19 protein-coding genes, 1 tRNA gene and 1 pseudogene are annotated in these 26,301 nt (G+C 54.5%); 16 read left to right on the forward strand and 5 right to left on the reverse strand.

What is annotated here, in order from left to right:
- Positions 1-2: 2 nt before the first annotated feature.
- From PCAR_RS15300 to PCAR_RS15345, 11 genes and pseudogenes are all read left to right on the forward strand, one after another.
- Positions 3-2,819, forward strand: a complete 2,817-nt coding sequence (locus tag PCAR_RS15300; RefSeq protein WP_011342604.1) for a metallophosphoesterase — start codon at positions 3-5, stop codon at positions 2,817-2,819.
- Entirely contained in the window at positions 2,816-3,964 is a 1,149-nt protein-coding gene (locus PCAR_RS15305) for a pentapeptide repeat-containing protein (protein ID WP_081425100.1), read from the forward strand. The genes PCAR_RS15300 and PCAR_RS15305 overlap by 4 nt, the downstream gene beginning before the upstream one ends.
- A 151-nt stretch (positions 3,965-4,115) precedes the next feature.
- Positions 4,116-4,541, forward strand: a complete 426-nt coding sequence (locus PCAR_RS15310; protein ID WP_011342606.1) for a hypothetical protein — start codon at positions 4,116-4,118, stop codon at positions 4,539-4,541.
- A gap of 2 nt (positions 4,542-4,543) precedes the next feature.
- A complete protein-coding gene (locus PCAR_RS15315) occupies positions 4,544-5,782 on the forward strand; it encodes a hypothetical protein (RefSeq protein ID WP_011342607.1) in 1,239 nt (412 codons plus the stop codon).
- Positions 5,769-6,827 (forward strand): DUF2169 family type VI secretion system accessory protein, encoded by a 1,059-nt coding sequence (locus PCAR_RS18105; RefSeq protein WP_011342608.1) that lies wholly within the window; start codon positions 5,769-5,771, stop codon positions 6,825-6,827. Before PCAR_RS15315 ends, PCAR_RS18105 begins: the two co-directional genes overlap by 14 nt.
- Positions 6,824-7,927, forward strand: a complete 1,104-nt coding sequence (locus PCAR_RS15325; RefSeq protein ID WP_011342609.1) for a hypothetical protein — start codon at positions 6,824-6,826, stop codon at positions 7,925-7,927. Before PCAR_RS18105 ends, PCAR_RS15325 begins: the two co-directional genes overlap by 4 nt.
- A gap of 132 nt (positions 7,928-8,059) precedes the next feature.
- Positions 8,060-8,602 carry a DUF4150 domain-containing protein gene (locus PCAR_RS15330; protein ID WP_011342610.1) on the forward strand — a complete coding sequence of 181 codons (543 nt, stop codon included), beginning with the start codon at positions 8,060-8,062 and terminating at the stop codon, positions 8,600-8,602.
- Between the two features lie 281 nt (positions 8,603-8,883).
- A pseudogene (locus tag PCAR_RS19295) lies at positions 8,884-9,135 on the forward strand (toxin VasX); the annotation flags it as partial.
- Positions 9,136-9,144: 9 nt separating this feature from the next.
- Positions 9,145-11,871, forward strand: a complete 2,727-nt coding sequence (locus tag PCAR_RS15335) for a hypothetical protein (protein ID WP_148204363.1) — start codon at positions 9,145-9,147, stop codon at positions 11,869-11,871.
- A gap of 9 nt (positions 11,872-11,880) precedes the next feature.
- Entirely contained in the window at positions 11,881-13,050 is a 1,170-nt protein-coding gene (locus PCAR_RS18110) for a hypothetical protein (protein ID WP_011342612.1), read from the forward strand.
- Between the two features lie 239 nt (positions 13,051-13,289).
- On the forward strand, positions 13,290-14,480 hold the full coding sequence (locus tag PCAR_RS15345) for a hypothetical protein (protein WP_011342613.1): 1,191 nt from the start codon (positions 13,290-13,292) through the stop codon (positions 14,478-14,480).
- A gap of 23 nt (positions 14,481-14,503) precedes the next feature.
- Here PCAR_RS15345 and PCAR_RS15350 read toward each other — a convergent pair.
- The 5 genes from PCAR_RS15350 to PCAR_RS15380 all read right to left on the reverse strand — a co-directional run bounded on the left by PCAR_RS15350 (position 14,504) and on the right by PCAR_RS15380 (position 19,845).
- A protein-coding gene (locus PCAR_RS15350; RefSeq protein ID WP_148204364.1) for an IS3 family transposase occupies positions 14,504-15,669 on the reverse strand; the annotation gives its coding sequence in 2 pieces (ribosomal slippage) (positions 14,504-15,411 and positions 15,411-15,669; 1,167 coding nt in all).
- 183 nt (positions 15,670-15,852) lie between these two features.
- Positions 15,853-17,265, reverse strand: a complete 1,413-nt coding sequence (locus PCAR_RS15360; RefSeq protein WP_011342616.1) for an RtcB family protein — start codon at positions 17,263-17,265, stop codon at positions 15,853-15,855.
- Positions 17,262-18,290, reverse strand: a complete 1,029-nt coding sequence (gene rtcA, locus PCAR_RS15365) for an RNA 3'-terminal phosphate cyclase (protein ID WP_011342617.1) — start codon at positions 18,288-18,290, stop codon at positions 17,262-17,264. Before rtcA ends, PCAR_RS15360 begins: the two co-directional genes overlap by 4 nt.
- A 10-nt stretch (positions 18,291-18,300) precedes the next feature.
- The gene (locus PCAR_RS15370; RefSeq protein ID WP_011342618.1) at positions 18,301-19,407 is read right to left on the reverse strand and encodes a slipin family protein; all 1,107 of its coding nucleotides are present in this window, start codon (positions 19,405-19,407) and stop codon (positions 18,301-18,303) included.
- 365 nt (positions 19,408-19,772) lie between these two features.
- A tRNA-Leu gene (locus tag PCAR_RS15380) sits at positions 19,773-19,845 on the reverse strand.
- Between the two features lie 276 nt (positions 19,846-20,121).
- Here PCAR_RS15380 and rtcR point away from each other — a divergent pair.
- The 5 genes from rtcR to PCAR_RS15405 all read left to right on the forward strand — a co-directional run bounded on the left by rtcR (position 20,122) and on the right by PCAR_RS15405 (position 26,236).
- Positions 20,122-21,714, forward strand: coding sequence for an RNA repair transcriptional activator RtcR (gene rtcR, locus PCAR_RS15385; RefSeq protein ID WP_011342619.1), 1,593 nt, complete (start codon positions 20,122-20,124; stop codon positions 21,712-21,714).
- A gap of 160 nt (positions 21,715-21,874) precedes the next feature.
- On the forward strand, positions 21,875-22,156 hold the full coding sequence (locus tag PCAR_RS15390) for an ArsR/SmtB family transcription factor (protein ID WP_011342620.1): 282 nt from the start codon (positions 21,875-21,877) through the stop codon (positions 22,154-22,156).
- A gap of 64 nt (positions 22,157-22,220) precedes the next feature.
- A complete protein-coding gene (locus tag PCAR_RS18930) occupies positions 22,221-22,370 on the forward strand; it encodes a hypothetical protein (RefSeq protein ID WP_011342621.1) in 150 nt (49 codons plus the stop codon).
- A gap of 616 nt (positions 22,371-22,986) precedes the next feature.
- Positions 22,987-25,107, forward strand: a complete 2,121-nt coding sequence (locus tag PCAR_RS18115) for a fused DSP-PTPase phosphatase/NAD kinase-like protein (protein ID WP_011342623.1) — start codon at positions 22,987-22,989, stop codon at positions 25,105-25,107.
- Positions 25,108-25,120: 13 nt separating this feature from the next.
- A complete protein-coding gene (locus PCAR_RS15405; RefSeq protein WP_011342624.1) occupies positions 25,121-26,236 on the forward strand; it encodes an MJ1255/VC2487 family glycosyltransferase in 1,116 nt (371 codons plus the stop codon).
- Positions 26,237-26,301: the final 65 nt, after the last annotated feature.

The following is a 26,301-nucleotide window of genomic DNA, read 5'->3' on the forward strand; positions in this document are numbered from 1 at the left end:
TTATGAGTACAGAAGAGAAAACCGTTGAAACCAAGGATATGGCCACGTGCACACTGGGCAGCAAGGGCCAAACAGACTTCACCGCCAAGATGCTCATTTATCCGGCGATAATATTACATCCCTCCCTTGGCTGTCCCCTGATCGTTGAGGAGCAAGGGCCGGTGAGTCTGATTATCGTAACTGACAGCACATTTCGCCAGACCTTTCTGGACGACAATGGCGGACAGCGCAACGAATACGCCACAGGCGGTTTGCGCGTCGCCGCAACTATCCGCCAGCATCTCAAATTGGTCGCCTGGGAGCAAGCCAGAGAGTTCAAACAGAACCTCAGCCAGGATGATCAGCCACTCAAGGTCGCCGAAAAGGACATCGTCTGCACCTATCTGGGGAAGCTTGATCGCAAAATCAAAAACGCCGACGGAAAACACGTTGCCAACATACGTCAAAGCCTCCTAAATCAATTAAGCGCCTTTCGTGAAAAGGACGAAGGAAACAAAGGTGCCGGCAAAGATCTGCACAAATACTTTAGTAACGACGGTTTGCGCTATCTGTTCCAGATAGATCTGCACAACCTGAAACTTGACCCCGGTGAGCTCTATGACAGCTACTGGGTGCTGAGAAACCACACCCCCCATAAAGTCGACATCCAACCCAAATATCTTGACATACAGGACCGGATTGCCCGGGAGTATATTCAGAATAATTATTATAGGTACGCCGGAAAAGAGGGGCCCGAATACGCCTTTAAAGTAACGGAATCCGGGGTGGAACTAACCCCCGATTCCGTTACCCCCATCATGAACCATCACCCTATCTGGGTCGCGCCGGCCGGCAAAGACAAACTCACTATCGGTCATCTCTCCGATGTCCACGTGTCCTCCAAACAGGCCACTTACAAGGGCAGAGGCGCCACCGTCATCCCCGGTGCCGACGACTCCGTTTCCCCTCCCATCGGCGACATGGCCAACAACAACACCGAAAACTTTTTCGATCTGCTCCACAGCTTCGGCGGCAAACCGGATGAAAACGGACAGGCCAACGAAGTGGACGTCATCGTGATCACAGGCGATCTGTACGATCATCTACACAACTATGATCCCAGATTCAAACGCACATCCAAGACCAGCAAACCCGGCTCTACAGGAGAATTATGGGAGGCAATGTACGTCGAGGATGTACAGGCCGTAGAGGACCGCAACGAGGAATTCCCCTGTGGGATCGACGGGCTGACCGTCTACAGCATCCTCGTCGATTTTTACACCAGGCGCAAGAAACCCGTCTTTATCGTCAGCGGCAATCACGAAGCCTACGAATACCCTTATGGCATATCTCCACGTCTTGGAAAAAAGCGCGCCAACGAAGGGATTCCGATGGACCACAACCTCACGTTGTACGAAGCCATCCTTTTGTACGGCCCCGCTTACAAACTGCTTATCCCTGACGCCGTCTCCGGGGCCGGGGCCACCTTTAGCGGCGGCCTTCTCGGTCGGATGAACTTCAGGCCACGCAATTTCGACTGGTTATATACCCTCTTCACCCCCTTGACCGACTATTGGCAGACCTACAAGACGCAAACCCTTATCGGACTGGGGTGGGGGGACGGCGAAGACTATATGTGGAACCCCACCCCCTTGCCCGGATTGGACCAAGGCGGCCATCTTCCCCGAGCCGCCGAGAGTGTCGACGAGGCCCAAAAAAACCTGGTCGAAACCGCGTTGCAGCAAAACAGCCAAGACAACATCCTCTGTAGCCACTTCACCGTAGTGAACTACGCTCTGGATAAACCCTTGAGTACCGTTGGGGAAGTGCAGGCCGTCAATAACAGCTATTCAAAATGTGACCATGGAACCATCAAGGCAAACCGCCCGACCTTTCACGGAGACTGGGTCGGAAAGAGCCGCTTCACCCTCACCCTCGGCGGACACTCCCACCGGGTCGGATTATACCGATGCGAGTTCGTATCCAGCCGAAAGGTCCGTCATGGATCCTATCCGCAGTTCGATACGCCTGACAGTTGGGAATATTTTCCCCAGCACCTCAAAACCCGGGGATATCACCCCGAAAGCGACGAAGCCAAGGCGCTCTGCTGGGACAATAAAATCAAGGTACTGGTTTCCGCCAGCACCGGCCCGCTCTCCAAGCAAAATCGCGAAGGGGAAATGGTCGGCTGGGGGATGGAATTGCCCGCGGGCAGCCGGATAACAACCGAGGGAGCCATTGCCCTGGTGAAAAGTGGCAACAACAACGCGAAGCCCCGCTTCTGCGTAGCCTGCGACTATATCGACGTGGTGACGGAGGGCGGGTTCTGGGAATTTTTTCGAATGTCAGGTGGCAACACCTTCGAGATGAAGCCGCATTGGGAGAAGATTCATTCGAAATTAAACCAGAAGGTTAAGGACTCTTTGATAGACAACGTGACCTTGTATCCAATTGACGGTGGCACTCTAAAGCCAGTGAACTCAAACACATCCTCAAGCAACGGCATTGTACGCATTGCCTTTACTGCTCAATTCAATCGATTGTTGCGTCCAAATAACACGCAGCAATATGACGCATTTTTCCTCTCCATCAAGTTCAATGGGGAGAAACTGAAAAAGGCCCATCCGGGGTTCGAGGACTACGACTACAGTTCCTCCTGGAATATTCAGGTAGGCATTTATGACGGGAAAGGTGAAGAAGTCGATTTTTCGAAGACTGGGCCAAATCCCTCCCAGTGGCAGATTGTGCGGCATAATAGGTTTGGTGAGATACCATCATTTCGTTTTCGTCGTGATAGATGCAAACCTGAATACAATACAGACTTGGAACTTGACCAATGATTTACAGCATCTATATAAGACTATTCGTAATTACAGCTATATTTGTTGGTATTTTTGCTGGAGACTCTTTAGCTATGAATATTTTTCAAAATGATTTCGAAAGTAAATGGGAGAATTTATCAAAAGATGTAAAAAAGCTCAATGACTATACCCAAACTCACACGGTGGAGCTTCGCAATGTAAAATCCGAAAAACTAAAAATACAAGGGGCTATTTTTGTTGGAGCGACCTTTATTAATGTGGAGTGGTTTGCTGTCAATGCCAATAACACAAATTTGACAAAGGTTCTTTTTAAAAAATGCAAATTTGTTGGTGGAAAATGGCAAGATGCTGTCATGACGGATGTCGTATTCGAGGATTGCGAATTTTCGGATACCAGTTTGAGCGGCAGTACAATGACAAATGTCTGCTTCAAAAATTGCAAAATTGACCGTACAGGCATTGCTTACCTTAAAGGCGGAAGGGTGGAGATCGATGGGGGTTATTGGGATACGGGTGCTGGTGGTGATTCAAGTTGTGAATTTATCATCAGAAATTGCTCCCTTGGGGGCATTTCTTTTTCAATGATGAAAAATCACGTACCTATATTATTTGAAGATTGCCTACTTGATGAAATTGATTTCTACGGAAGCCACTTCTCCGACGTCATCCTCAGACGAGTACGGCAGGGTGAGGGAGGTGTAAAATTCAACGACCTTACCGCCAACAGCATGCGATTCGAGGACGTCAACATGACCAGAGGTACCGCCATTGCCAGGTCAAAGGTAAAAAGCGTTACCATAAATGGCGGCAACTTCGGTACAACGTTCGCCCATTCCATGATTGGCCAGATCTATATCAGGGACGCCAATCTTACCTACACCGATTTCTGTGAAGCCAAATTGCCGAAGGTTACCATATCAAACTGCCAACTATATAACACCGGAATGTGGGATGGATATATTGAGGAACTTACCGTTTATAACAGTGAATTCAATATCATTGACGGTGATAATTTTAAGGCCAACATCGTTGCCTGGGACAATGTCACCCTGGATGGCAGGATCGATCTGACCAATGCTCAAATCAAGGATTTTCGACTCACACGTTTGAAACGCGGACCGCGCCTGCAATTGATTACCACCGGAGCGAATATCCGATTTTGAACCCACCTCTCATAACTCTCCATCGTGGATAAAGATCTGGAAAAACTGACAAAGGAAAAGAAGCAGGGATTGGAGAGAGGTTCTGAATAGTCTGAATTCCAGGCAAAACCCACCTCGGGAATGCCTTTTTACCCAAGTTTTGGAGAAAACGATGAAATCAAATATCTGCGAGTTGTTCAAATCGGCCTCCATCGACCATGCCGCGATTGCAACCGTCCTCGATGTCGAGGATGGCCTAGCCATGGTTGTGGAGCTAGGCGGCACCCCGTGCCCAGTGGCCGATCACCTGAGCCATGTGGAAGCCCTGAAGGAGGGGGACCGGATACTGACAATTCGTATCCCCACAGGAATCGTCGTCGCCGGCCGGCTCCGCGCCGGGGGTGAAGCCGCCGCACCGCGCCTGGAGGAAAAGGACGGCCGCCTGCTGGTGGAAGCCCCCAAAAGCGTGCGCCTGCAGGCCGGGGATAACTGCATCGAGGTCCATGCCGACGGGCGCATCGAGCTCGATGGGCAACAGATTACAGGGTTAGCGGAAGGCCGCTTGCGCCTGCAGGGCTCCACCATCGAATTGAATTGATTATGAACGTGCCGTTGCTCTCCACCCATTATGATTCGGCCCTGGCCCTGTATCGCCAGCGCTGCCAACAGCAGCAGGCGGCCCTGGTGGATGCCCATGTGATGGCCCGGCAGGAAAAACTGCTCTGGACCCATCTTCACGTCCTGTCCCGCTGCGCACCGCTGGAGATGGAACCCGCGAAGGAAGCCGAGTTTTTCGTTGATCTGGTAAGCCGGTTCCTTTCTCCGTCGGCCGAAATGCAACAAGAAGGTTATGAGTTGGCCTTGTCCCTGTTACAGAAATCAGAGCCGGGCCGACAGGGAGCATTCCAGGCGCTGGCCCTGCTGCCGCCGCCGGAGAAAGATGCGCGCCTTCTGGACCTGTACCGACAAGACAAGACGCTGCGGCCCCTGCTGTTCGATCTCTGGCGGGAACAATCCTGGCCGGTGCCGGCGGGCCTGGTCAGTGTCGCCGAGTTGCGCGGTCACGACAACGAACTGCAGATTGCCGCGCTGCGCTATGCCGCCAGCCAGCCCAAGATCGGCGTTGAGCTCTTTACCGCCTATTATCAGGGGCTGTTGTCCGGCGGAGCCCGACCGGAAAAATCGGGCCACCTGCTGGCCACCGCCCTGTGGGGGGGCCTGCTGCGTGGCGAACGAAACCTCGCGAAGCCCCTATGGCGCTGCATCGAATCGGAGACCAACCCGGACGATCTCTACCACCTGTTGCGGCTGGGGTCCATTATAGCTCTGCCGGAGATCATTCCCGTCATCAAGCATTACAGCGGACAACATCCGGAATCAGCCGCCGAACTCCTTGCCCTGCACGGCACCGGTCCGGCCCTGCAAACACTGAAAGACCTCAGCCAGGGCGAAGAGATACCACCGGGAGCCGTCGACGCCTGGAAATGGGTCAGCGGCAGGCGTCTCTTGCCCGGGCCACGGCTGCATGTCGTGCCGACGGCAGGAGAGTCCGAAGCGCCACCAGCCCTTAATACGATCGAACACTGGTGGCAGCATCGTCTGCAACTGGAGGAAGGCCAGCGTCTTCTTATGGGGGAGGTTTTCTCCACCGACCACCTTCTTCAACAGTGCCGCGCATGGGGTGGACGCTATAGTGACCATCTGCTCGATCTCCTGTCTTTCATTACCGGCTCGCCCCTGGGAGTAACAGGCAAAGCGCTTCAGTTCCGGCGTCTGCAAGCCATACGGCAAACGTCGACAGAAGCCCCTCCGATGGAGAATCAATATGCTTCAGCTTGACAATCGTACCGACTGGGCCGCCGGGCTCTATCCCGGCTGGGGGATCAACCGGCAGCGTCAGCAGACCCTGGTGTTCAAGGTGGGCTACTCCTTCGATAAGGAAGGCATCCTTGCTCCCCTGCCCCAAGCGCCGATCGAGGAGACCGATCGCTACCGGGGCGATCCCGAGACCTCCAGTCTGGTCGCCGCCAGCGAAATCGTGCCATTCAAACAAGGCGGCGAGCTTCTGCTGCACGGCAGCGCCCATCCCGCCGGTTCCGGCGAAAGGGTGCTGCAGGTCAAAGTCAGCCTCCGGCAGAGAAACGACGCATTCTGGAGCAAGGAGTTGCGAGTTTTCGGTTGCAGGTCATGGAAACGCAGGTTGCTCACCGCCCTGCCGAGCACTCCGGAACCGATCGAGGGTCCCATAGCCTTGGTTTACGAAAACGCCTACGGCGGTACCGACCCGGCAAATCCCGAGGAAACCTGCACCGCCAATCCCGCCGGGGTCGGTTTCAGTTTGCGGGGACTCCGCACCAAGAGCTTATCCCTGCCCCGGATCGAATGCGGCCCCGGCTTCGTCGCCAGCCCCGCCAGCCGGGTTTCGCCCGCCGGCTACGGCCCCATTGCTCCTCACTGGGAACCTCGCTGCAACGCAAAAGTGGACATCGACACCGAGGCCATCACATACGGTGGCTGCCCCTGGGGCAAGGAACCACCGGAAAGCCTCTACAACACAGCTCCCCTGGATCAGCGTTTCGAGCAGCCCTTTGAAGGTGAAATGACCCTGCAACTTAAGGGGCTTGTAGCCGACGCCCCGCGGGATATCCTGATCCATCTGCCGGAGATAAAACCCCGGATTCACCTGGATATGAACGAAACATTTACAGAGTTTCAGGCTGCGTGCGACACCTTGATCGTCCACACCGACCCAAGGGAAATCAACCTTATTTTCCGCTGTGCCCTCCCCTGGTCGCACAATCACACTGAAGAAGGCCTGGTAACTTTGCGTGACCTTGTTGCCGAAGAACAGGCGGAAAAAGAACAAACGGAGGCTCTGGCATGATGCCTTCCAGAAACCCGTCACAAACGAGAAGCAGTACCAACCAACCCCGGCCCTCTTCTCCTGTTTTTATTACCGGCATCGGCCTTTGCTGCCAAACGGGCACGGAACCTTTCGCCCTCTTCGGCGCCGTGGGTACCCAACTCGCCGACACGCGTACCCATGATTGTCTGGACGCGCCTTTGCCGGGCCAAAAAGACCGCGCCCCGATCCTGTACGCCCCCGTATCCCGATTAGAAGGTTTGGATATGCCTCATGACCGCATTGCCGCCCTGGCCCAAATCGCCCTGACCAAAGCCGTTGAGAAACTTTCTGAGACAATCTCCGGTGAGAACATTCTGGTTCTCACCCTGATTCCGTCTGCCGAAACACCGCGCGGCAAAAACCTCGACTTGGCGGACCTAAAGGAAACGCTTACTTCCTCTCACCCACGACTGAATTCCGCGTGTTTTCGCTTCCTCACCGTCGACCGGGGTTGCGTCGACTCTCTTCAGGAGACCTGCATCGAACTGCAACAGGGAAAATGGCAGGCCATCCTGTTCGGCGGTGCCGATTCCCTGGTCGATATGGTGACCTGCTCCGAACTGGTTTACCGCAGGAAAGCCATGCCCAAGGGAGGTATTGAGGGCGTCATCCCCGGCGAGGGCGCCGCTTACCTGGTGATGGAAAATCAGCCCTCGCAAAAATGCTGGGGACAGATAAACGCCATGCACACCGCCCCGGAACCCCACCACGGCAAGGCCCATGACCAACGGATGACCGGCATGACCGCCGCCATCAAGACGGCCCTGCAGGACACCGGAATCTCACCCAACAAGCTCGACGGTATCGTGCTCCCCTATGGCAACAGAATGACCGAAGCCCTGGAGTGGCACCAGGTCGTCGAAACCGTATGGCCGCGGCAAAAAAACGTCTCCCGAGAGTTTGAAGTCCTGCGCCCCGGTATCAGCCTGGGCGAAACCGGCGCCGCAGCCCTCCCCCTCGGCCTCGCTTTGGGGTGCGCCCGGTTCGAATTCGAATTCCCGACGGCGGACAATCTGCTGGTATGCTCCTGCCATCCGACCTCCTCGCGTGGCGCTGTGAGCTTAAGTAAGGTGACATAGCCATTAGGATCAAGCCCGACAAAACCCATTATCCTCGCCCTTTAGTGAACCTGCCCGCTGAAGCGCAACGGCACAAAAGGGAATGAGGGGGACTTCTTTTCCGTTATCGATTCTATGCAAGGAGGCAGTCCCATGCCCAAAAAGAAAGGCAACGTACTGATAAACGGCCGCACCGCCGTGCATGCCGGCAGCCGAGGGGTTTTAACAACGGTCGACGTCTGCCTGACCAAGGTCGGCTCTTCCGTGGTGCCCATCCCTTACACCAACATTGCTCGTAGCGCCGACGCCGCCAAAACAGCCAGTACCGTATTCGTCAACGGCAACCCCGTCTGCCACCAAAAATCAATCTTCGCTGTGAGCACCGGCGACGAACCCGGCACCCGTAAAGGCATCCGCAGCGGCACCATTAAAGGAAAAGCCGAATTCGTCTCCGGCTCCTCCAATGTGTTTATCGAAGGCATTCCCGCCGTACGCCAGGGCGACATGATGGTCAGCAACAACGCCAACACCGCCCCCATGCCCCTCTCGCAGCCCGGCGCGCCACCGGCCATGGAGGTAAAGTCCGAACAGGTTGAGGAGGTGGAAGGGACCGAACTGCCCGACCGTATCGATATCGGGCAAACCGGAGACGAGGTGCCGTTGCTCAAGGGCCTGCATCGGGGGGAAGAAGAATGAGCACCACCAAACACTACCGGCTTGCTCAATATTTGGACGGGGAGAACCCGCAACGCTATCGTGAACTGATGATCGGCAACCTGAAGTCCGGCCACAACCACCTCTCACTGGTCCTCAACGATAGCCAGTTTGATGAAGAGGCAACGGAGGATAAGGAATACATCGTCATCCCCCTCGGGCGTACAAAAACCGTTCCGGGCGATTCTCCGCGGCCTGCCAAACCGGAAGAATACGCCAACTTCACCGTCCCCATCATTCCCAAACGCTACGCCACCTCGGCCATGGTCAAAACCGAAGGCGCCGAACTGCGCGAAGGCTGGCTGTACATCTACCGCAATGGTTATCTCTGGCGCGAATTGCAGATATTACCCAGTGGATTTCTTAAGGATGTCAATCTCCGCCGTTATCAGGGCCAGCACTTCCGCCCCGCTACCGGCGAAGCCGACAGCCGGGTCGTCGTTCCCTGGAAGATCGGCAACCAACGCCAAACCATCGAAATCGCCTATTCCGAAGTGCAATGGAGCTGGCCCCGCATCAATGCCATGGGCGGCATGGATCCCGACAATAGCATTGAGCTGCGCCTGAAAAGCGGCACCCCCATGCCCAAGTTTTCTCCGGAAAAGACGGCAGAAAACAGAAAAGCGCGAATGCAGGATATTTCCCAGGAACTGGAGGAATGGATTCTGACCGAAAACGAAACGCTTAATATCCAAAGCGCCGAAAAGGTCACGGCCAACATTTACTCACTGCAGTTGCACAAGCATAGCAGGATGCCGGTGGTGTTCCTGCAGGATCCGCTGGGGGTGGCGTTGGCCAACGCCATGGCCTATCAGAAAAGTCAGGAAAAGCTTACTGATCTGATGGTAGGCATCAGTAAAAAACCCTTCTACAAAAGCGCGGTGCTGACCTATAAACTCTTTTTTGATCCAAAAAATGCCACAAAACCCGTGAAGCAGCATGTGACCAACTGGGGCGGCACAACCTACGGACCGACAATGGAAAAAACTATCTTCGGCAAATGCGGGGACAAAACCGACAAGAAAAAACTCGAAACCCTGCTGGAAGTCGACAAACGCAGGAAGTTGTGCGCTGATATTCGCAAAATAAAAGAAGCCCATGTTGACTTTCTGCAAGGCAAACATAACGGTGCACCCATCACGCGGTCAGACTTTATTGATGTCAATACCGCAATAGTCGACTTTTTCAGTCTTGAGGGTTACGAATACACTCAAAGCTGGCAAGCTATGCTGGGCCTGATCGCCGGACTCAATAACGATCCCTGTAGTATCGACAGTGCCCTCACCCTGCCTGCCGACCGTGACCGGGTAAGCTACGAAGACGACCCCGGCTGTCAATATATGGAAAGGTTGCTCAAACCCGACCATCCACTGCACGCTAAACTTTTCCCCACCGAACAGCAATCCCCGGTGGAAAGTGCCGCCCAAACACAAAAACAAGACCCAGAAAACGACGGCCTGGGCGAATTTCGCCCCGTTACCTTTGCCGCCGCCATTGCCGGCACCCTGCGTACCCCTGCCGTTATCAGTCAGGAATCACGCCGCCTGTCACAGTTTGCAAACCAATGCATCAGCGATTTAATGCACTATTTCGCCAAACAGTATAAAAAAGCCCTTGAATCGCCAGCTGAATTCGACTTCAAGGCCCTGACGCGACTGGGCAAGCTGACCAGCGACGACCTTAAAGGCATGCGCGTCTTTTCAAACATAAACGGCGTACCCAAAAACTACAGAATCGTCGAGGCTGGCATTACCAAAATTCGCGCCCTCAAGGCTTTTGAAACCGGCAAAAAAGCACTTAACAAAGCCAGAAATGGCCCGAACAGCTTTAAAATTCTAGATGCAGCCAACGAGCTCATCGCCACCGACAACCTCAGCAACCTGGCAAAATTCAAAGGCGTGTCCACAACCAGCGGCTGGACCCTGAGCGACATCAAAAAGATGCAGTCTGGCGACTTAAAACTATCTCAAGGGACCAAAATCTACAGGCAAAGCGCCCATATCATCGCCGTGCCCGAAACCTCACCCCTGACTTCAAAACTAAGCAATATTGAAGCCAAGGTTGCAAAAAATTTCGAAATCCAGGCCTCTGCCCTGCGCGCCCTGCGTAAAACCCTGCCGCCGGTGGTGGTGGCATTTGAGCTCTGGAATTTACAGTCAGTGATGGTAGGAACAAAGGTATCTGAAGGACGGGAACAAGCAGAATTTGCCAGTGCTGTTTTCGACACCGCCTACGCCACTTTGGAAGGGATCACCCAGGTACTCGGCGAAAAACAAGGATTGGGTAAGACAATCGCGGAGGCGGGTCTTAAGACCGCTAAGGGGCGCCAAATCACTTTCTTGCCTTTGCTGGGCGCTGTGGCATCCTTCGGCAGCGCCGCTGTTTCTGTGTGGGATATGCTCGATGAGCTGGGTGAAAACGACGAGGATGCCGCCGTTGGCCATGGCATCGCCGCTGCCGGCTTTGGCCTAATGGGGCTGACTCTTTTTGGTGCAGGCACAGAGATTGCCGCCTTTACCGCTTTGGTCCCTTACCTCTGGGTAGCCGTGGGAGTGGTCCTTATCGGCGTGATTATTGCCAACGCCTGCAACAATACCCCCCTCGAAGACTGGGCCGCCAACGGTCCCTTCAGCAACCAGGAAGGCGATGAAAAGTTCAACCACCTGCGCGATGCTGAAAAGGATCACTTGGCCTACAACACCCTCGCCAACTGCCTGTTTACTCCCCGTATCGAGATCGAACGGCTGTCCACTCCTGTCTTTAACGAGAGCCAACCCGGCGATATCCGGATCACAGTGCATTTATCCAACTTCACCGTGGGTCAAGACGAAATCGATGTGCGCACCTACGCCAGCGAACGCATGATGATGCAAAGCACAATGCATCTAAACCCTAACACGCAAGTCATCCATTGGATGCCACCCAAAACGCTGTCACCCTTTATCATCAAGCAGCTTAAAACCGGCCAGCAGGTCACCGCCATGGAATATTATTACCACAGCACAGACCATGACTACTGGCAGACCAAAGGCCGTATTATTTTGGCCCAAGGCCCGACCATACTGCCCGACCCCGCACCACCGCAGGGTACGAAAACCAAGCGGAAAAACCTCGAAAAACCGATCAAAAAAACAGAGGAGACAGAGGCCGCCTTCCAACAACGATTGGATACCTATGAAAAAGAACAAGCCAAGCTTGACCTTCTGTTCGACAAAGACATCCCGGGCTGGGTTTACGCCTCCCTGGACTAAGGAGCATCCATGAGCACCCCGACAGCAAACAACTGGTACGCACCCACCGCTTATACCGCCAGCCAGAAGAAAGACCTTGCTCCCCCCGACCCGGCCGCGTGGAAAGGAGGGTCGGCGCGAGCATTACGCGCCCACCCTCTGTCTATCGGGGTGTTTTGCGGTGATTACCGCACCGACATCAACATCAAAGAGGTCGAGGCTCTCAAGGAGGGTATTGTCGACCCTGTGCCAAATCATGAATATACCGAGATGGGTTCGATGAAAAACCCTAAAAACCTATTTGCCTCGTTGCAATGGTTGGCGGGATTTTCGACAGGTGTTGGCATACTCACTTTAATAGTTATTCCCCCATCTCCAGGCAATTACCTTTCCTACTTATATTTTATAATTCCCTCCACCCTTTTCCTCATCTTTACCCTCGCCCGCACATTAGCCCCCGACAAAAACGACATTGTCTTTAACCGCCGCACCGGCATGGTGACGTTCTCTTATGCGAAAAAAGACAATGTATTTGGCATGTTGCAATGGGTAGCGGGTACTTTTGCGTCTCTCATCCTGTTTTCTCTGTTAGTGAGTGGACGCATCTCATTCCCACTCCAAGTCACTGAGAAAACGTACCTTTATCTGTCTTTCTTTGTTGTCCCCTTTGCCCTTTTTCTCATTTTTACTCTCGCCCGCCAATTTGCCCCCGACAATAACGACATTGACAGAAACAACGTTGTCTTTAACCGTCGCATCGGCATGGTGACGATCCCCTTTGTTGAACTGGATGCCTATTACTACTGCCCCCAATCCACCGTGGGCTATAAACACACCTTGTATTTAGGCCACCGCTTCAGTCCTTTAGGATTCGGCAGCCCTTCAGACTGGGTCGATAAGCAATGGCTCCATGCGGAGTGGGAGTATTACCAGCAATTTATGGATATCAGCCTGCCTCTGCCGGACACGCCTGATTTTGAGCCATACCGGCACCTGGATCCTACCACCGCCGCCCATGACAAAGAACACAACCGTCCGCCCAATTTTTGGCGCAACATGTCATTGGAGCAGGTCAAAAAAGAACAGGCCGAAGGCACGGCTGTGACCAGGAATTTTGCGTGGCACAAACTCCCAGCCGCCAACCATATCCCCAAGGAATGTATGGACCGGTTGTTGCCGGGGGCGCGGTTGTTTAAATAAGGAAAATATCAATGAACACCCCAACAGCAGATAACTGGTACGCACCCACCGCCTATGATTCCCGCAAGAAAAAGGACCTGGCCCACCCGACCCGGCAGCATGGAGAGGACCCAAGGAGCGCACCCTTCGTACCCATCCCCTGCCTATCGTCGGCCTCCGGTAAACCCACCGGTAACAGAAAAAGTTGAGATTGCGAGTGGAAGATATGCCACCACTAATTGTCAAGGATCAACGAAAATATGAAAAACAAAATGATCAAACGCATAGCATCCTATTATTTTATGAATTTTTGCTTATTGATCTTTTGGTTGCATTTTGCAGAGGCGGTTATTTTCAATGAAATTCGGAAACACAGTGGGTCACAAGCAGCGGCAGGCAGTCTGAATGATCCTCTTATAAGCCTGTGTTTTCTTTTGTCAAGCTTTTGCGTTCTTATATCGCTGCTCCTCGTTTTCAAAAAGTCCTGGAAGCACAGAATAGCCATTATTGCAATGACTCTTGGATTTGTGACAATACTCGGCCTGGGGACCGTGGGGGCATTGGGTCGTTATTTGAATAAGGCAGACTCTTGGGACGCGGACCTGAATGAAATTTTTGCCAAATGGATGAACCAAGGCGCCCCTCTGGCGCCTCTGCCGGAGGCAATACCGACCGAAGCTCAATACTTGGTCGATGTATCTCTGCGGCAGAATAGGCCAATTCTGTTTAAAGATATCCCCTATGAAATGGATCTTGGCAAAGCCAATTACCTGATGCACACCAACAATTGTCTGGTCATCGGCAGACCCAGGCATTGGTTTCTCCTGCCTGTCCGTCAAACCATTCACACCTACGAAGGTCTGAAAGATGTTGCCGATGAAATTGTCCCTTGTGACTTCGAGCACTATTTGACGCTTATCGAAGCTGACAGCGGCCGACTGGATATTCCAAGAGAGGATGATGAAAAATTAGATTACCAAACCCAAAAAAGGCTGCAGCTTTATCTTCAGTGGCGTTTTCCCCGACAAACCATCGGCGTCATCTATCACAAGGGGTGCATCTCCTATGTGTCTCATTCACCACACAAAATCATCGCCAAATTCAATGGGCCGCTTGTAATGGATAGTGATGGATATCCTTTCGACTTCTTTGAGCTGGATACCCTCTGGTATCAGAGTCCTTACGATATCTATGATCCAGACCCTTTGTTTGAAGGTATTGCAGACCAGATTAAGTATGGCAAAAGTCTTTGGGACAACCGTTTCGAGGTATATGTGAAGGCGCTTAAAGTAATATTCTATGACAAAGACCTAGATCAACCCATACCCGAAGATCCCTACTTTCTGCTTGAAAACGGACATTTTTCCCAAGCTGAACAGCGTTTGGACCGCATAGCTGGCAAACGCCGGGCACATATGGCCAAAAAGTTAGGCCAACAGCCTACCCCCTGATTTCCCGCCAGAAGATGTAGTGGTCAATTATTTCCGGACAGCGGATTAGGTTTTTCTTCAGCCGCACACAGTGCGATACCACCATTGTTCTGATGCGGTCGGTAGCAGTTGTAATAATCCATCAAATAATGGCCAATATCTTTCTTTGCCTCAGCAAAGGTTCTGTAACCCCCTGGTGGCATCCATTCACTTTTATAACTACGGAACACACGTTCCATCGGCGCATTGTCCCAGCAATTACCGCGACGACTCATGCTTTGTTTCATCCGGTAACGCCAGAGTCTTTGGCGAAACAACTTGCTGGCATATTGACTGCCTTGGTCTGAATGGAACATCACGCCACGTGGATTCCCACGCAACTGATAAGCCATATCAAGTGCCGAAATAACCAATTCAGCATCGGGACGATCGGACAGACTCCATCCTACTATTCGGCGTGCGTAAAGATCCAACACAACTGCCAGGTACACCCATCGGCCCTGAGACCAAATATATGTGATGTCACCACACCACCGTTGATTGGGGTGTGTGACCTCGAATTTTCGATCCAGATGATTCGGGATGTCTGGTCGCTCAACCTTTGCTGTTTTGTAGGCGGAAGGTTTTGGCTGCCGACTCGCCAAGTTCGCCTCTTTCATCAGGCGGCGAGCCTTAAAGCGCCCAATAACCTCACCCTCTTGACGCATCTTAATCACGATGGTACGACTACCTGCCGATTGTCGGCTCTTATTGAAAATCTCTGTCGCCTTGATTCGCAACCGTATGCGTTCGGCATCAATCCGGTTCTTACGTTTGCAGTAATCGTAATAGCTAGATCGGGAGACCTCAAGCACTGAGCACAGCCGGTTCACGTCTTCACGCCCCCTTAATTGGTCGATCAGCGTGAATGCTATATCTCGTCCGATATTAAGAGAGCGGTAGCCTTTTTTAGAATCGATTTCTCTCTTTCAAGCCGTTGCACCTGTTTTTCTAATTCCTGAATGCGTCTCTGTTCCGGTGTCAGCGCCTGCGCTTTTGGCGTCAATCCGCCCTGTTCACCTTGAAGTTGCAGGACCCAGCGGCGCATGGCAGTTGGGCCCACTCCCATTGCACGGCAGGCTTCAGCTATTGAATAGCCTTGGTCAACAACCAGGCTAGCTGCTTCGTGCTTGAACTCTTTCGTAAATGATCGTCTGTTTCTTTGGTTCATTGAACACCTCTCGTTAGGTGCCCACTATACCACCTAAGTTGGTGTCCGGTTTCATAGGATCACCACACCCTGCCGGTATAGATATCCCAGAGGTTTCTTATTTTTTCTACCATCCGCATCTAAATTGGGAATCGAGCATACCAAAAAAGCGGGAAGAACCATGTGGTTCTTCCCGCCGAGGTGTTACCGGAACCTGCGAGTCTTTATCCGTGGGTCTTCTCCTCCGGCCATCTTGACCAGACGAGGATTGAATTGTGCCAGGATATCGACCAGATCGGCCTGGGCCTCCATGACGGTGTCGATGTCCTTGTAGGCCATGGGGACTTCGTCCAGACCAGCCGACATCAGGGTCACCCCGCGCTCGGCGAGAAACGCACGAGCTTCGGCCCAGGTGCATTGCTCGCGAGCCGCTTTACGGCTCATTTTGCGTCCCGCCCCGTGGGATGCGGACTGCAGCGAGGCGGTTGAGCCCTTGCCCCGCACCAGATAGCCGGGAGTAGCCATGGAACCAGGAATGATTCCGAGCATCCCGTTTGCGGCGGGGGTTGCCCCTTTCCGGTGGACGATCACCTCCTGTTCGCCGTGCATTTCCTTCCAGGCGAAATTATGGTGATTTTCCACGTCGAGCAGCACTTGTGCTCCCAGGTTTTCGGCGATGCAGCGGTGGATCAGCTCGTGGTTGGCAGCGGCGTATCGCCCCATGAGTTCCATCGCCTGCCAGTACTCCTGCCCATCCCCGCTTTCTAGATCCAACCAGGCCAGGTGCCGCAATTCCTTCGGCAGTTCCGGATGAAGTTGTTGCGCCACGCCGCTGTAATGGGTGGCGACGGCGTTGCCGCTGCCGCGGCTGCCGCTATGGCTGAGCAGCGCCAGGTAGGTCCCGGCGGCAAGGCCCAGTTCGTCCCGTTCCAGCACCAGTTCGCCGAATTCGACGAAATGGTTGCCGCTGCCGCTGGTACCCAGTTGTCCCCACGCCTTGTCCTTCAGGGAGGAGGTCACCCTGGTGACGCCCCAGCCGTCGTCCATCACCCCATGCTCACGGCGCCGGCGGAAGGTCGCCCCCACACCGAAGCGGGTTTCTTCTTCGATGGCGCGCATCAGGCACTGTTGCCGCCGGGTCAGATCCTCGACCGGCATATCGAGCACGGTCAGCTTCATACGGCAGGCGATATCCATCCCCACCGCATAGGGGACAACCGCCCCGCGCGTGGCAAGTACCCCGCCGATGGGCAGACCGTAACCCTGATGGGCGTCGGGCAACAGGGCGCCTGCCACCGCGATCGGCAACCGGCAGGCATTCCGCATCTGTTCGATGGCACCCTGCTGCAGCCCCGCACCCCACTGGCGCCAGGGCGCGGGTTCTTCCCGCTCCTTGAAACAGGTACCGTTGGATGAAGCCACCAGCCACAGAGCGGCAAAGTCACCGAAATGCGGATCGTTCAGGTGGGTTTCCGGATCTTCCGCCATTGTTCGCATGGTCTGACGGATCTCCATTTTCCCCACTCCCGCCTGGGCGGCACCTGCCACGGTGGTCAGGGCCTGTTGGATGATTTCTCCCCGGGGGAATCCCAGGTTTTGCAATTCACGTGCTTTCATGGTGCTTTGTTCTCCACTATGATTTCCCAGTCGTTGGCGGCCAGCTCTCGCATGGTCACCTCGACGGGCAGAAATTTACGAATGACTTCGGCGTTGGTGGTCGCATGCCGGGTGGGAGCCAGGGTCCGGAAGCGCCCACCTCCGGCCAGAGCCATGGGAAGCAGTAACTGGTCCGCCAGATGGCACCCGACCGGCACGCCGGCGGCGAGGTATTCCTGCGCCTCCCGCACCGCTCGTTTCGCCACCTTCTCGGCACTTACACCCAATTCACCGAAACCGGTAAAGACTTCGGTAACCTGTTCGCCGGCTATCTCGATACACAGGACATTGCCCGGCCCGTGGGAGGAGGTGTCCTCCTCGATCGCACAGCATTGTGCGTCCCAGCCCAGTCCGGCGCGCACCACCTGTAACTCCCGTTCGGCAATACTCCGCGGCAGCCGGGCTACCGTGGCCCGGGCCGAGTGCTGCAAAATGGCGCCTCGCTGCATGAGATCGAAGGGTAAAAGCTTCGGCACCGGAGCAATCGATACGGTAAATTTACCCCCGCCGGCCGGATAAAATCCGGACCGGAGCAACCGGGCCGAGACCTGGGGCCCCATGCGGCCGATGAGCGGCAGAAATGACCGTGTCAGAAAATCGAAAGGCGGAGCGAAAGGGTTGTGCGTACCACCCTCCAGGACCAGCTGCGAGGGGACCGAGGCTGTCAGCAGCGCGGGCAGCACCGTCTGCAGAACCAGGGTGCAGCTGCCGGCCGTGCCGACGGAGAAATGATACTCTCCCCCCGCGATCCCCTGGGGATGGAAGGTAAGCTGCTGTGACCCGATATGGGCCCCCTCGACGCGGGCACGGCCTACCGCGACCGCGGCTTCAACCGCTGTCAGATGCTGACGCATCAGGCCCGGCTTTTTGCGGCCGGAGCGGATATGTACGATCCGGAACGGCTGTCCGGAAACCAGCGACAGGGCAAGGGAAGAGCGCAGGATCTGCCCTCCCCCCTCGCCTTGCGATCCGTCTATGATAAGCATGTTGTTCTCCTTAAAGCATGGTGACCAACCTGTCGGTCAGTCCCTTCTCTCCGAGGACCAGTTTCAACTCGGAACTGCCGGCGATCTTCTCCAGCACCTCCAGTTCGCGCAGACGCATCAGCACCGGGTTATTTTCCAGCAAACGAGCCGTGTTGGCCTGACTGCGCATGGCGGCGGTCTCCTCCCTGCGCACGATCAGGTTGGCCTCGGCGGCTTTCTGCGCCTCGATCACCTTATTGAGCAGGTCTTTCATGTCTCCCGGCAGGATCAGGTCGCGAATACCGAGGGTCACGACCTCGAGGCCGAAGCCGGCCGCCCTCTTGCGCAGGCGATCCTCCAGCTTGCCGGAGAGCCCCTCCCGATCACCGAGCAGGGCATCCAACGTGCATCCGCCGATCAGGGCGCGCAGCGCCAGTTGGGCCTCGCGGTAGAGAGCCTGAACATGGTCCTCCACCCCGCACACCGCCTTACGCGGATCGGCAACCCGGTAGGTAACCGCAGCATTGAGGCGCAGGGTCACCTTGTCGGCGGTGAGGATTTCCTGCCCGGAGATATCGAGCAGGGTTTCACGCAAATCGACCGGCACCAGCCGGATCTTGCCCGCATCCTTCCAGAACAGGTAGCGCCCGGGCCGGCAGGTTTGCACATATTCGCCGTCCCGGAACAGGACTCCGGCAAAGCCCTCCTCCACCACGTAGCTTTCCAGCAGTTCCGCGGCCCCGGAGGACTGGACGATGCGATTAAGCTCCCGGTGTTCGAACCGCATGGTGCGGGCATCGATCAATTCGGTGCGCACCTTGCGAAACCGCCTCCACAAAGCGTACTGCCCCGGACCCAGCACCGCCGCGAAGCGCCCGTCGATCCATACCAGGGCCCGTTCATGGTCGTTCAGGTCCAATACCGTTGCCTCATCTTCTGACAGGCCGGCTTTGACGACCAGATCCAACTCCGAATGCCGCAGCCAGGGGTCGCGTTGCGAAACCACATCCACCCGGATTTTTCCCAGCGGATCGACAAACCAGTGCCTACCCGGATTGAGGATACCGAGAAACTCCTTGTCCTTAAACAGCAATCCCTTTTCATGGGAATGAATTTTGACATTTTTAACACATACCATTTTACACCTCCTCGACGGCCTGCTTTCCAGCCGTCCCTTTCAATAAATCTGGCAACAGGAGCCATTGGGGGTTGGAGATACCCCGCCGCATGCAGACCACGGAGCCGGCGTGGGCTTTCGGCACGCCCACCGGTCGGCCGGGGCTGACGCGAAATCTTGCATCGCGTGGCAACCTCCGGCATAACCGGCTTCGGTTCATGAAAGCGCATCGCCCGCTGCAAGGCGAACTGCATGCTGTCCCCGCCGCTCGATCCCTGCGACCGGATGATCTTTGTTGACTCACCCGCGCCGAGAATCGACCGACGTTCGGGCTGAAAAGTACCTCCGCCCCCCTCCGGCCGTTGGTCTGAAACGGGTGTAAACCCGTTCTGGAGCAGGACTCGAACCTGCGACAGGCGTGTTCTGTGCACGCTGCTCTACCCATTGAGCTACCCAGAGGCCGCCTCTAGCGGATTGGAACCCATGACGGAACACATATCGCCAAAACCTTCTTCACGGCAGGGCCGTTCGGCAGTGGCAGCGGTATGCGCCGTTGGCCCGTTTGCGGCGGACAGGATTTTTTAATTACAAAGGCCGTGCCAGACTTTCCATTAATTTATAATTAACTGAAATACATCAATATTTTTCTATCGCCACGTTTGTTTTTATATTCTTGACAGAAAATGAGGCGAATTTTAATATCTGTTTTTATACTTTTTTATAGGATTTTCTACGATGCAAAAGGTAGCTCTCGGCCTGCTCGGCCCGGTACTCGACCAGGGAACAAGCCACAAAAGATGGGAACGCTGGCGCCCGACGGTGGCGCTCTGCCAGCAGGATGATCTGCTCATCCGGCGCTTCGTGCTGCTCTACCAACGGCGCTACAGCCGTCTTCTGAAAAAGGTGGTAGAGGATATCCGCCAGGTCTCGCCGGAAACCGAGGTCATCCCCCGCCTGATGGAATTCGACAACCCGTGGAACTTCGAAGAGGTCTTCAGCGCCCTGCACGATTTTGCCGTAGCCTTCCCCTTCGACCCGGAACAGGAAGAGTATCTCGTCCACATCACCACCGGCACCCACGTGGCGCAGATCTGCCTGTTTCTGCTCACAGAATCCCGCCACCTGCCGGCGCGACTGGTACAGACCAGCCCCTCGCGGCAGCCCGAGACCAAGACCTCGGGCGACTACACCATCATCGACCTCGACCTGTCGCGCTACGACCGCATCGCCACCCGCTTCAACCAGGAGAAGAACGACGACATCTGCTTTCTTAAGTCGGGCATCGCCACCCGCAACCACCAGTTCAACCGCCTCATCGAACAGATCGAACAGGTGGCGGCGAATTCCGTCGAGCCGATCCTGCTCACCGGCCCCACCGGTGCGGGAAAGTCGCGTCTGGCCCGACGCATCTACGAACTGAAAAAAGCCCGCCACCGCCTCAAAGGCACATTCGTGGAGGTCAACTGCGCCACCCTGCGGGGAGACGCCTCCATGTCTGCCCTGTTCGGGCACAAACGCGGCGCCTTTACCGGCGCCATCCAGGACCGGCCGGGGCTATTGCGCGCCGCGGACGGGGGGATACTGTTTCTCGATGAAGTGGGGGAACTGGGAGCGGATGAACAGGCAATGCTACTGCGAGCCATCGAGGAGAAGACTTTTCTACCGGTGGGAAGCGATATGGAAAGCGCCAGCGATTTTCAGCTACTGTGTGGCACCAACCGCGATCTGAACGCTGCCGTGGCGCAGGGCACATTTCGCGAAGACCTCCTAGCCCGCATCAACCTCTGGACCTTTCACCTGCCCGGATTGCGCGAGCGACCGGAGGACATCGAACCGAACCTCGATTACGAACTGGATCGCTTCGCTGAACGCACCGGTACGCGCGTCACTTTCAACCGGGAAGCGCGCCGGCATTTCCTCACCTTCGCCATGTCGTCAGTCGCCGCCTGGTCGGCCAACTTCCGAGATCTTGGCGCGGCGGTGACCCGCATGGCCACCCTGGCCCCTGGAGGCCGGATCACCGTCGAGGAGGTGGATGAAGAGATCGCCCGCCTGCGCCGCGGCTGGCCGCAGAATAATGGGAATGTGAAAAATGATTTTCTTGCCGGGATTCTCGGAGAGGAGGCACTTGCCGACCTCGACCTCTTCGACCAGGCGCAACTGACCAGAGTGCTTGAAATCTGCCGAAGCTCCCGCAGCCTTTCGGAAGCAGGCAGGATTCTTTACCAGGCATCGCGCAGAGAGAAAAAAACGACCAACGACGCGGATCGATTGAGAAAATACCTGGCCAAGTTCGGCATCACCTGGAAGGATATCGCCGGAAAATGAGTACCTGAAACCGCTCTTATTTTAAGCCATCTTCCACCATCAAAAATTACGCGGGCCCTGACACCCATCCCCGGCAAATCACCCATCACCGCATTTTTCATTTGATCTTAAGATATGGCCAGGCGTAAAGTATATGCATAACTACTTAATCAGATAACTTATGAGCGAATCGGAAAAACAAGCCAGAATTTTCAAGGTCCTTTCGGCTGAAACACGCGTCAGGATGATTGAGCTTCTAAAGCATCAGTCGCTTTGCGTCAATGCCTTGGCTCGCAGCCTGGATATTACCCCTGCGGCAGTCTCACAACATCTGCGCGTACTTCGGGACGCGGACATCGTTGTTGCAGACAAAAAAGGCTACTTCGTTCACTACCGCGTCAACCCCCATACGCTGGCCTGGTGGAGCGAAATGACCATGAATCTGTTCGAGACAAAGGAGTAGCAACGAGCCTCTCCTTTTTCTCTTAAAACACACCCCCACGGTAACCTTACAAAGGAGGCTTCACATGTGTGAAAAAGGTCAATGCTGCCAGAAACCTGAAGAACTGAAGAGCGAACCCGGGAAATGCACCCCCGAGCAAATCAAGAAATGTCATGGAGACGATAAGGGACACCCTTGTCATACTCAGAAAAGCTCCACCGAAGGCGACAAGTAATAAACATCGAAGCATCACCACCCAAGACGACTTGGAGTCGGTGTTTAAATCTGGCCCCTTGCTGCATACAACGTCAGCAAGGGGCTTTTTTCATGGTCAATTCCCTGCAACACCGAAGGTCATTGATTCCTGAGAACCAACAGGACTTTATTGAAAGCTCGACATCCTCCTGCCCCTTCAGGCTACTGCAATAGCTAGTGCAAGAGAGGCAATGCCAGGAAAAATATCCTCAAGGATATGTAACTCTCTTAGATTGCATGGAAAGACAACGAACAAGCTTTCAGCGAGGTATCCAGAAGGTATTTCTGAATATTGCGCCGCCATGGCAGCGGCTTGCTTGACAAAAGTCTTTCCGGCGGGCTACATAAGAATTCGCTTAATTAAGCATTCAAGATGTCGCCAAAGCCTCCATAGGGAACAACTCGACATCGATACCTGGTTGTATCAGGCACATTAGCACCGCTGTCACAAAATAGGGTTTCTGCTCACATTCGTTCATGACCGGTTCCGTTGTGTATCTCAATTGCGCGAAACCCGCAAATTAAAGGCGAGGAAAGACTCGTGGTCTTTTTTGTCCAATGAGCTTTTCTGTACTCTCTGTCCAAAGGCGATTTTCATGTCCTTATTGTCAAAAAAGCAGGTGATGAATCTTATCTTGGTTGTGGCTGGATGCTTTATCCTGATCCATTCGGCGTCAGCAGCCGACTCTGCTGACAATCGCCCTGCTTGCTGGGCTCAACCCATAAAGCTTGACGGTGTGCCCAATCTGCACAAACTGGACGAAAACCTGTATCGGAGTGCCCAACCTACAGCGACAGGCATGAAAAACCTGGAACAAATGGGGATCAAGACGGTGCTGAATCTCCGATCTTTTCATTCGGACCGAAAAGCTATCGGCAATACCGGACTGGGTTACGAGCATCTCTACATGAAAGCCTGGCATCCTGAGAGAGAGGACATCATCCGCTTTCTACGGATAGTCACGGACCCGGAGCGCAGCCCGCTTCTTGTGCATTGCCTGCATGGCGCAGACCGTACCGGGACCATGTGTGCCGTGTACCGGATTGTCGTCCAGGGCTGGACCAAAGAGCAAGCGCTTCGGGAAATGACCGAAGGTGGCTTCAATTTTCACTCGATTTTCGACAATCTTCCCGACTGGATTCAAAAGCTGGACGTAGAATCGCTCAGGAAGGAAGCGGGAATCGACCGGTCTGTGGCAAAGGAAGGGGCGCAAAAGTGCATTTGCAACCGGACTGATGCCGAAGTCGACAGACCGGTATCCGCGAAAATCACTCGCTGCTCTTATAACCAGGATCGAGCGGCACTCACTCGTTTGCGCGGCAACCTGTTTCATCTGGCCAAGGAGATACGCTGCCGCTCCGACCTTTTCAGCCCGCGACCCGAAACCGACGCCACCCTGCTAAAACCGGAGATGAGAGGGCAAATCCTATCGCTATGGTATCCCCTTCTGGAAAACTATCTGGCGTTGGATGCGTTGGCTGAAAAGTACGTGGATTTTCACCGATTCGAAAACAAAAACGCGCGAAACCGTGCGTTTCATCTACTCCGAGGCGTCTTCCTTACCCAATATCGCATAGCCCTGCAAATCCTCCCATTGCTGGAACAAAACCCTGTCGTCGACACGATTCTGAATGAAGGTGACGAAGGCATGGGTTTACCGCTGGGAGGGTATGCGCAGTTCAAATACCAATACCTGAATATGGTCAAAGCCGGACGCTATGCAGCCCTGGAAACGGTGGCCCGCGCCTTTGACGCGCCTGAGGATACCTGCCTGCAGCAATGGGCCGCACAAGACAGTCGAGTCATCCTTGACGCCGGCAAGGGACCAGGCCCTTTGATGACCTTGGAAAACGGCCTGGCAATAGTGAAGGATTTCGGACACGCAAGCTGGTTACCGGTACAAAAAGAAGTGGCGGAATGGATGGGACACACCAAAGTCTGGCGTCCTCACCAGTATCTCATCCGGCCGGAACAGATCGAAAACCTGTCTCAAAACCTGGAGCCGGGGGATATTTTATTGGAAAGGCGCGAGTGGTATTTGACCAACGTCGGCATCCCCGGATTCTGGACGCATGCAGCCCTGTATATCGGCACGCCCGAGCAACGCCTGGCGCTTTCTCAAGATCCTCAGGTCAAAGACTGGCTTGGGCAAATGGGGGTACAGAGCCTGGACGCCCTTATCCGGCAACGTTACCCTGCCGCCTTTGCCGGTATGCAGCAACCCTATCAGGACGGGCATCTGCCACAAGTGATTGAGGCTATCTCTGCGGGTGTATCTCTTACCTCGTTGAACTACTCCGCCACCTGCGATTCCCTGGCGGTATTAAGGCCTCGATTATCAAAGGCGGACCGGGCCGCGGCAGTGGTACGTGCCATGCGGTATCATGCCCGACCGTATGACTATGCCTTTGATTTCGCCAGCGACAAGAGCCTGGTTTGCACCGAGTTAGTGGTCAAATCGTACCTGCCGGGAGAAAGCAAACAAGGCCTTGATCTGCCCCTGGAAAATGTCATGGGACAGATGATCACCCCGGCCAATGCATTTGTCCGACAATTTGACCGGAGCTTCGGTACCGCCAGACAGCAAATGGATCTGGTTGTTTTTCTGGATGGGGATGAAAAAGACGCGGTGGCTACGACATCGGATATTGCGGCCTTTCGCGCGTCATGGCGGCGTCCCAAATGGCATGTTCTGGTACAAAACACCAAAAACTAGGAGACACCCAACTATGGCAAAAATTGTCTATGGCGTATCCGGCGAGGGGTCGGGACACTCATCGCGAGCGCGTGTCGTACTGGAGCACCTGGTACGAGCGGGGCATACGGTTAAGGTGGTCACCTATGATCGTGGAATTCGTCATCTGGGGCCTGATTTCGATGTTTTCGAAAGCGTGGGGCTTCACATTGCCAGCTCCAACAACCGGGTTTCCCCGCTGAAAACCCTGTTGGCTAACCTCCAGCTGATGCCCGATGGGCATAAGAAATTGAATGCGCTGCGAAAGGAAGTCTTCAAAGGCTTTGCGCCGGATGTTGTCATTACAGACTTTGAACCGATGTGCGCCTATCTCGCCCACCATTACGATCTGCCCCTGATCACGATCGACAATCAGCATCGCCTTCGCTACATGGACTATGAATATCCGCCCCATTTGAAAAACGATCGGTATCTGGCGGTCGGCATTATCCGGGCAATGATCCCCAAGCCCGATGTCTCCCTGGTCACCACTTTTTATTATGGTGCATTGAAAAACCAGCGCACATTTCTGTTCCCGCCGCTACTGCGTAAACAGGTGCAGAGCTTAGAGCCCACAGACCGGAATCATGTGCTGGTCTATCTTACCAGCGGTTTTGAGCAATTTGTGGAGATGCTGAAACAGTTTCCCCGGGAGCAGTTCGTGATTTACGGCCAGGGGGATAAGGGGACGCATGGCAACCTCACCTTCAAGGCCCCCAGCAACGACGGTTTTCTCCAGGATCTGGCAACCTGCAAAGCGGTCATGGCCACCGCCGGGTTTACTCTCATCACCGAGTCCCTGCATCTGAAAAAGCCTTATCTGGCGCTACCCATGGCCGGGCAATTCGAACAGGCTATCAATGCAGTGTTTCTGGAAAAGCTCAACTGCGGCATCAATTTGCAGCACATCGATCCGGCAGATATCGGCCATTTTTTGTATCGCTTGCCGGACTTCAAAAAAGCCCTGGCCGAACAACCTGAGTTTGACAATGCGCCTCTGTTGCAAAAAGTAGATGCGCTGCTGGCGGACAATGCCCGTCAGGCCAAACTGTTTCATCAACAACGCAAGTATCCGAAAAAATCCCCAGAAGGACTCACTGTCCAAGGATAAAGCCACCCTGTCCCTTATAAATATGAAAAGCCCACCAAGCAAACCTGGTGGGCTTTTCTCATGAC

It is taken from the genome of Syntrophotalea carbinolica DSM 2380, assembly GCF_000012885.1.
GTDB lineage: Bacteria > Desulfobacterota > Desulfuromonadia > Desulfuromonadales > Syntrophotaleaceae > Syntrophotalea > Syntrophotalea carbinolica.

Bases quoted from the DNA above. Each gene is read 5' to 3' on its own strand.
- PCAR_RS15300 (WP_011342604.1), top strand. From the start codon at position 3: ATGAGTACAGAAGAGAAAACCGTTGAAACCAAGGATATGGCCACGTGC.
- PCAR_RS15305 (WP_081425100.1), top strand. From the start codon at position 2,816: ATGATTTACAGCATCTATATAAGACTATTCGTAATTACAGCTATATTT.
- PCAR_RS15310 (WP_011342606.1), top strand. From the start codon at position 4,116: ATGAAATCAAATATCTGCGAGTTGTTCAAATCGGCCTCCATCGACCAT.
- PCAR_RS15315 (WP_011342607.1), top strand. From the start codon at position 4,544: ATGAACGTGCCGTTGCTCTCCACCCATTATGATTCGGCCCTGGCCCTG.
- PCAR_RS18105 (WP_011342608.1), top strand. From the start codon at position 5,769: ATGCTTCAGCTTGACAATCGTACCGACTGGGCCGCCGGGCTCTATCCC.
- PCAR_RS15325 (WP_011342609.1), top strand. From the start codon at position 6,824: ATGATGCCTTCCAGAAACCCGTCACAAACGAGAAGCAGTACCAACCAA.
- PCAR_RS15330 (WP_011342610.1), top strand. From the start codon at position 8,060: ATGCCCAAAAAGAAAGGCAACGTACTGATAAACGGCCGCACCGCCGTG.
- PCAR_RS15335 (WP_148204363.1), top strand. From the start codon at position 9,145: ATGGGCGGCATGGATCCCGACAATAGCATTGAGCTGCGCCTGAAAAGC.
- PCAR_RS18110 (WP_011342612.1), top strand. From the start codon at position 11,881: ATGAGCACCCCGACAGCAAACAACTGGTACGCACCCACCGCTTATACC.
- PCAR_RS15345 (WP_011342613.1), top strand. From the start codon at position 13,290: ATGAAAAACAAAATGATCAAACGCATAGCATCCTATTATTTTATGAAT.
- PCAR_RS15360 (WP_011342616.1), bottom strand. From the start codon at position 17,265: ATGAAAGCACGTGAATTGCAAAACCTGGGATTCCCCCGGGGAGAAATC.
- rtcA (WP_011342617.1), bottom strand. From the start codon at position 18,290: ATGCTTATCATAGACGGATCGCAAGGCGAGGGGGGAGGGCAGATCCTG.
- PCAR_RS15370 (WP_011342618.1), bottom strand. From the start codon at position 19,407: ATGGTATGTGTTAAAAATGTCAAAATTCATTCCCATGAAAAGGGATTG.
- rtcR (WP_011342619.1), top strand. From the start codon at position 20,122: ATGCAAAAGGTAGCTCTCGGCCTGCTCGGCCCGGTACTCGACCAGGGA.
- PCAR_RS15390 (WP_011342620.1), top strand. From the start codon at position 21,875: ATGAGCGAATCGGAAAAACAAGCCAGAATTTTCAAGGTCCTTTCGGCT.
- PCAR_RS18930 (WP_011342621.1), top strand. From the start codon at position 22,221: ATGTGTGAAAAAGGTCAATGCTGCCAGAAACCTGAAGAACTGAAGAGC.
- PCAR_RS18115 (WP_011342623.1), top strand. From the start codon at position 22,987: ATGTCCTTATTGTCAAAAAAGCAGGTGATGAATCTTATCTTGGTTGTG.
- PCAR_RS15405 (WP_011342624.1), top strand. From the start codon at position 25,121: ATGGCAAAAATTGTCTATGGCGTATCCGGCGAGGGGTCGGGACACTCA.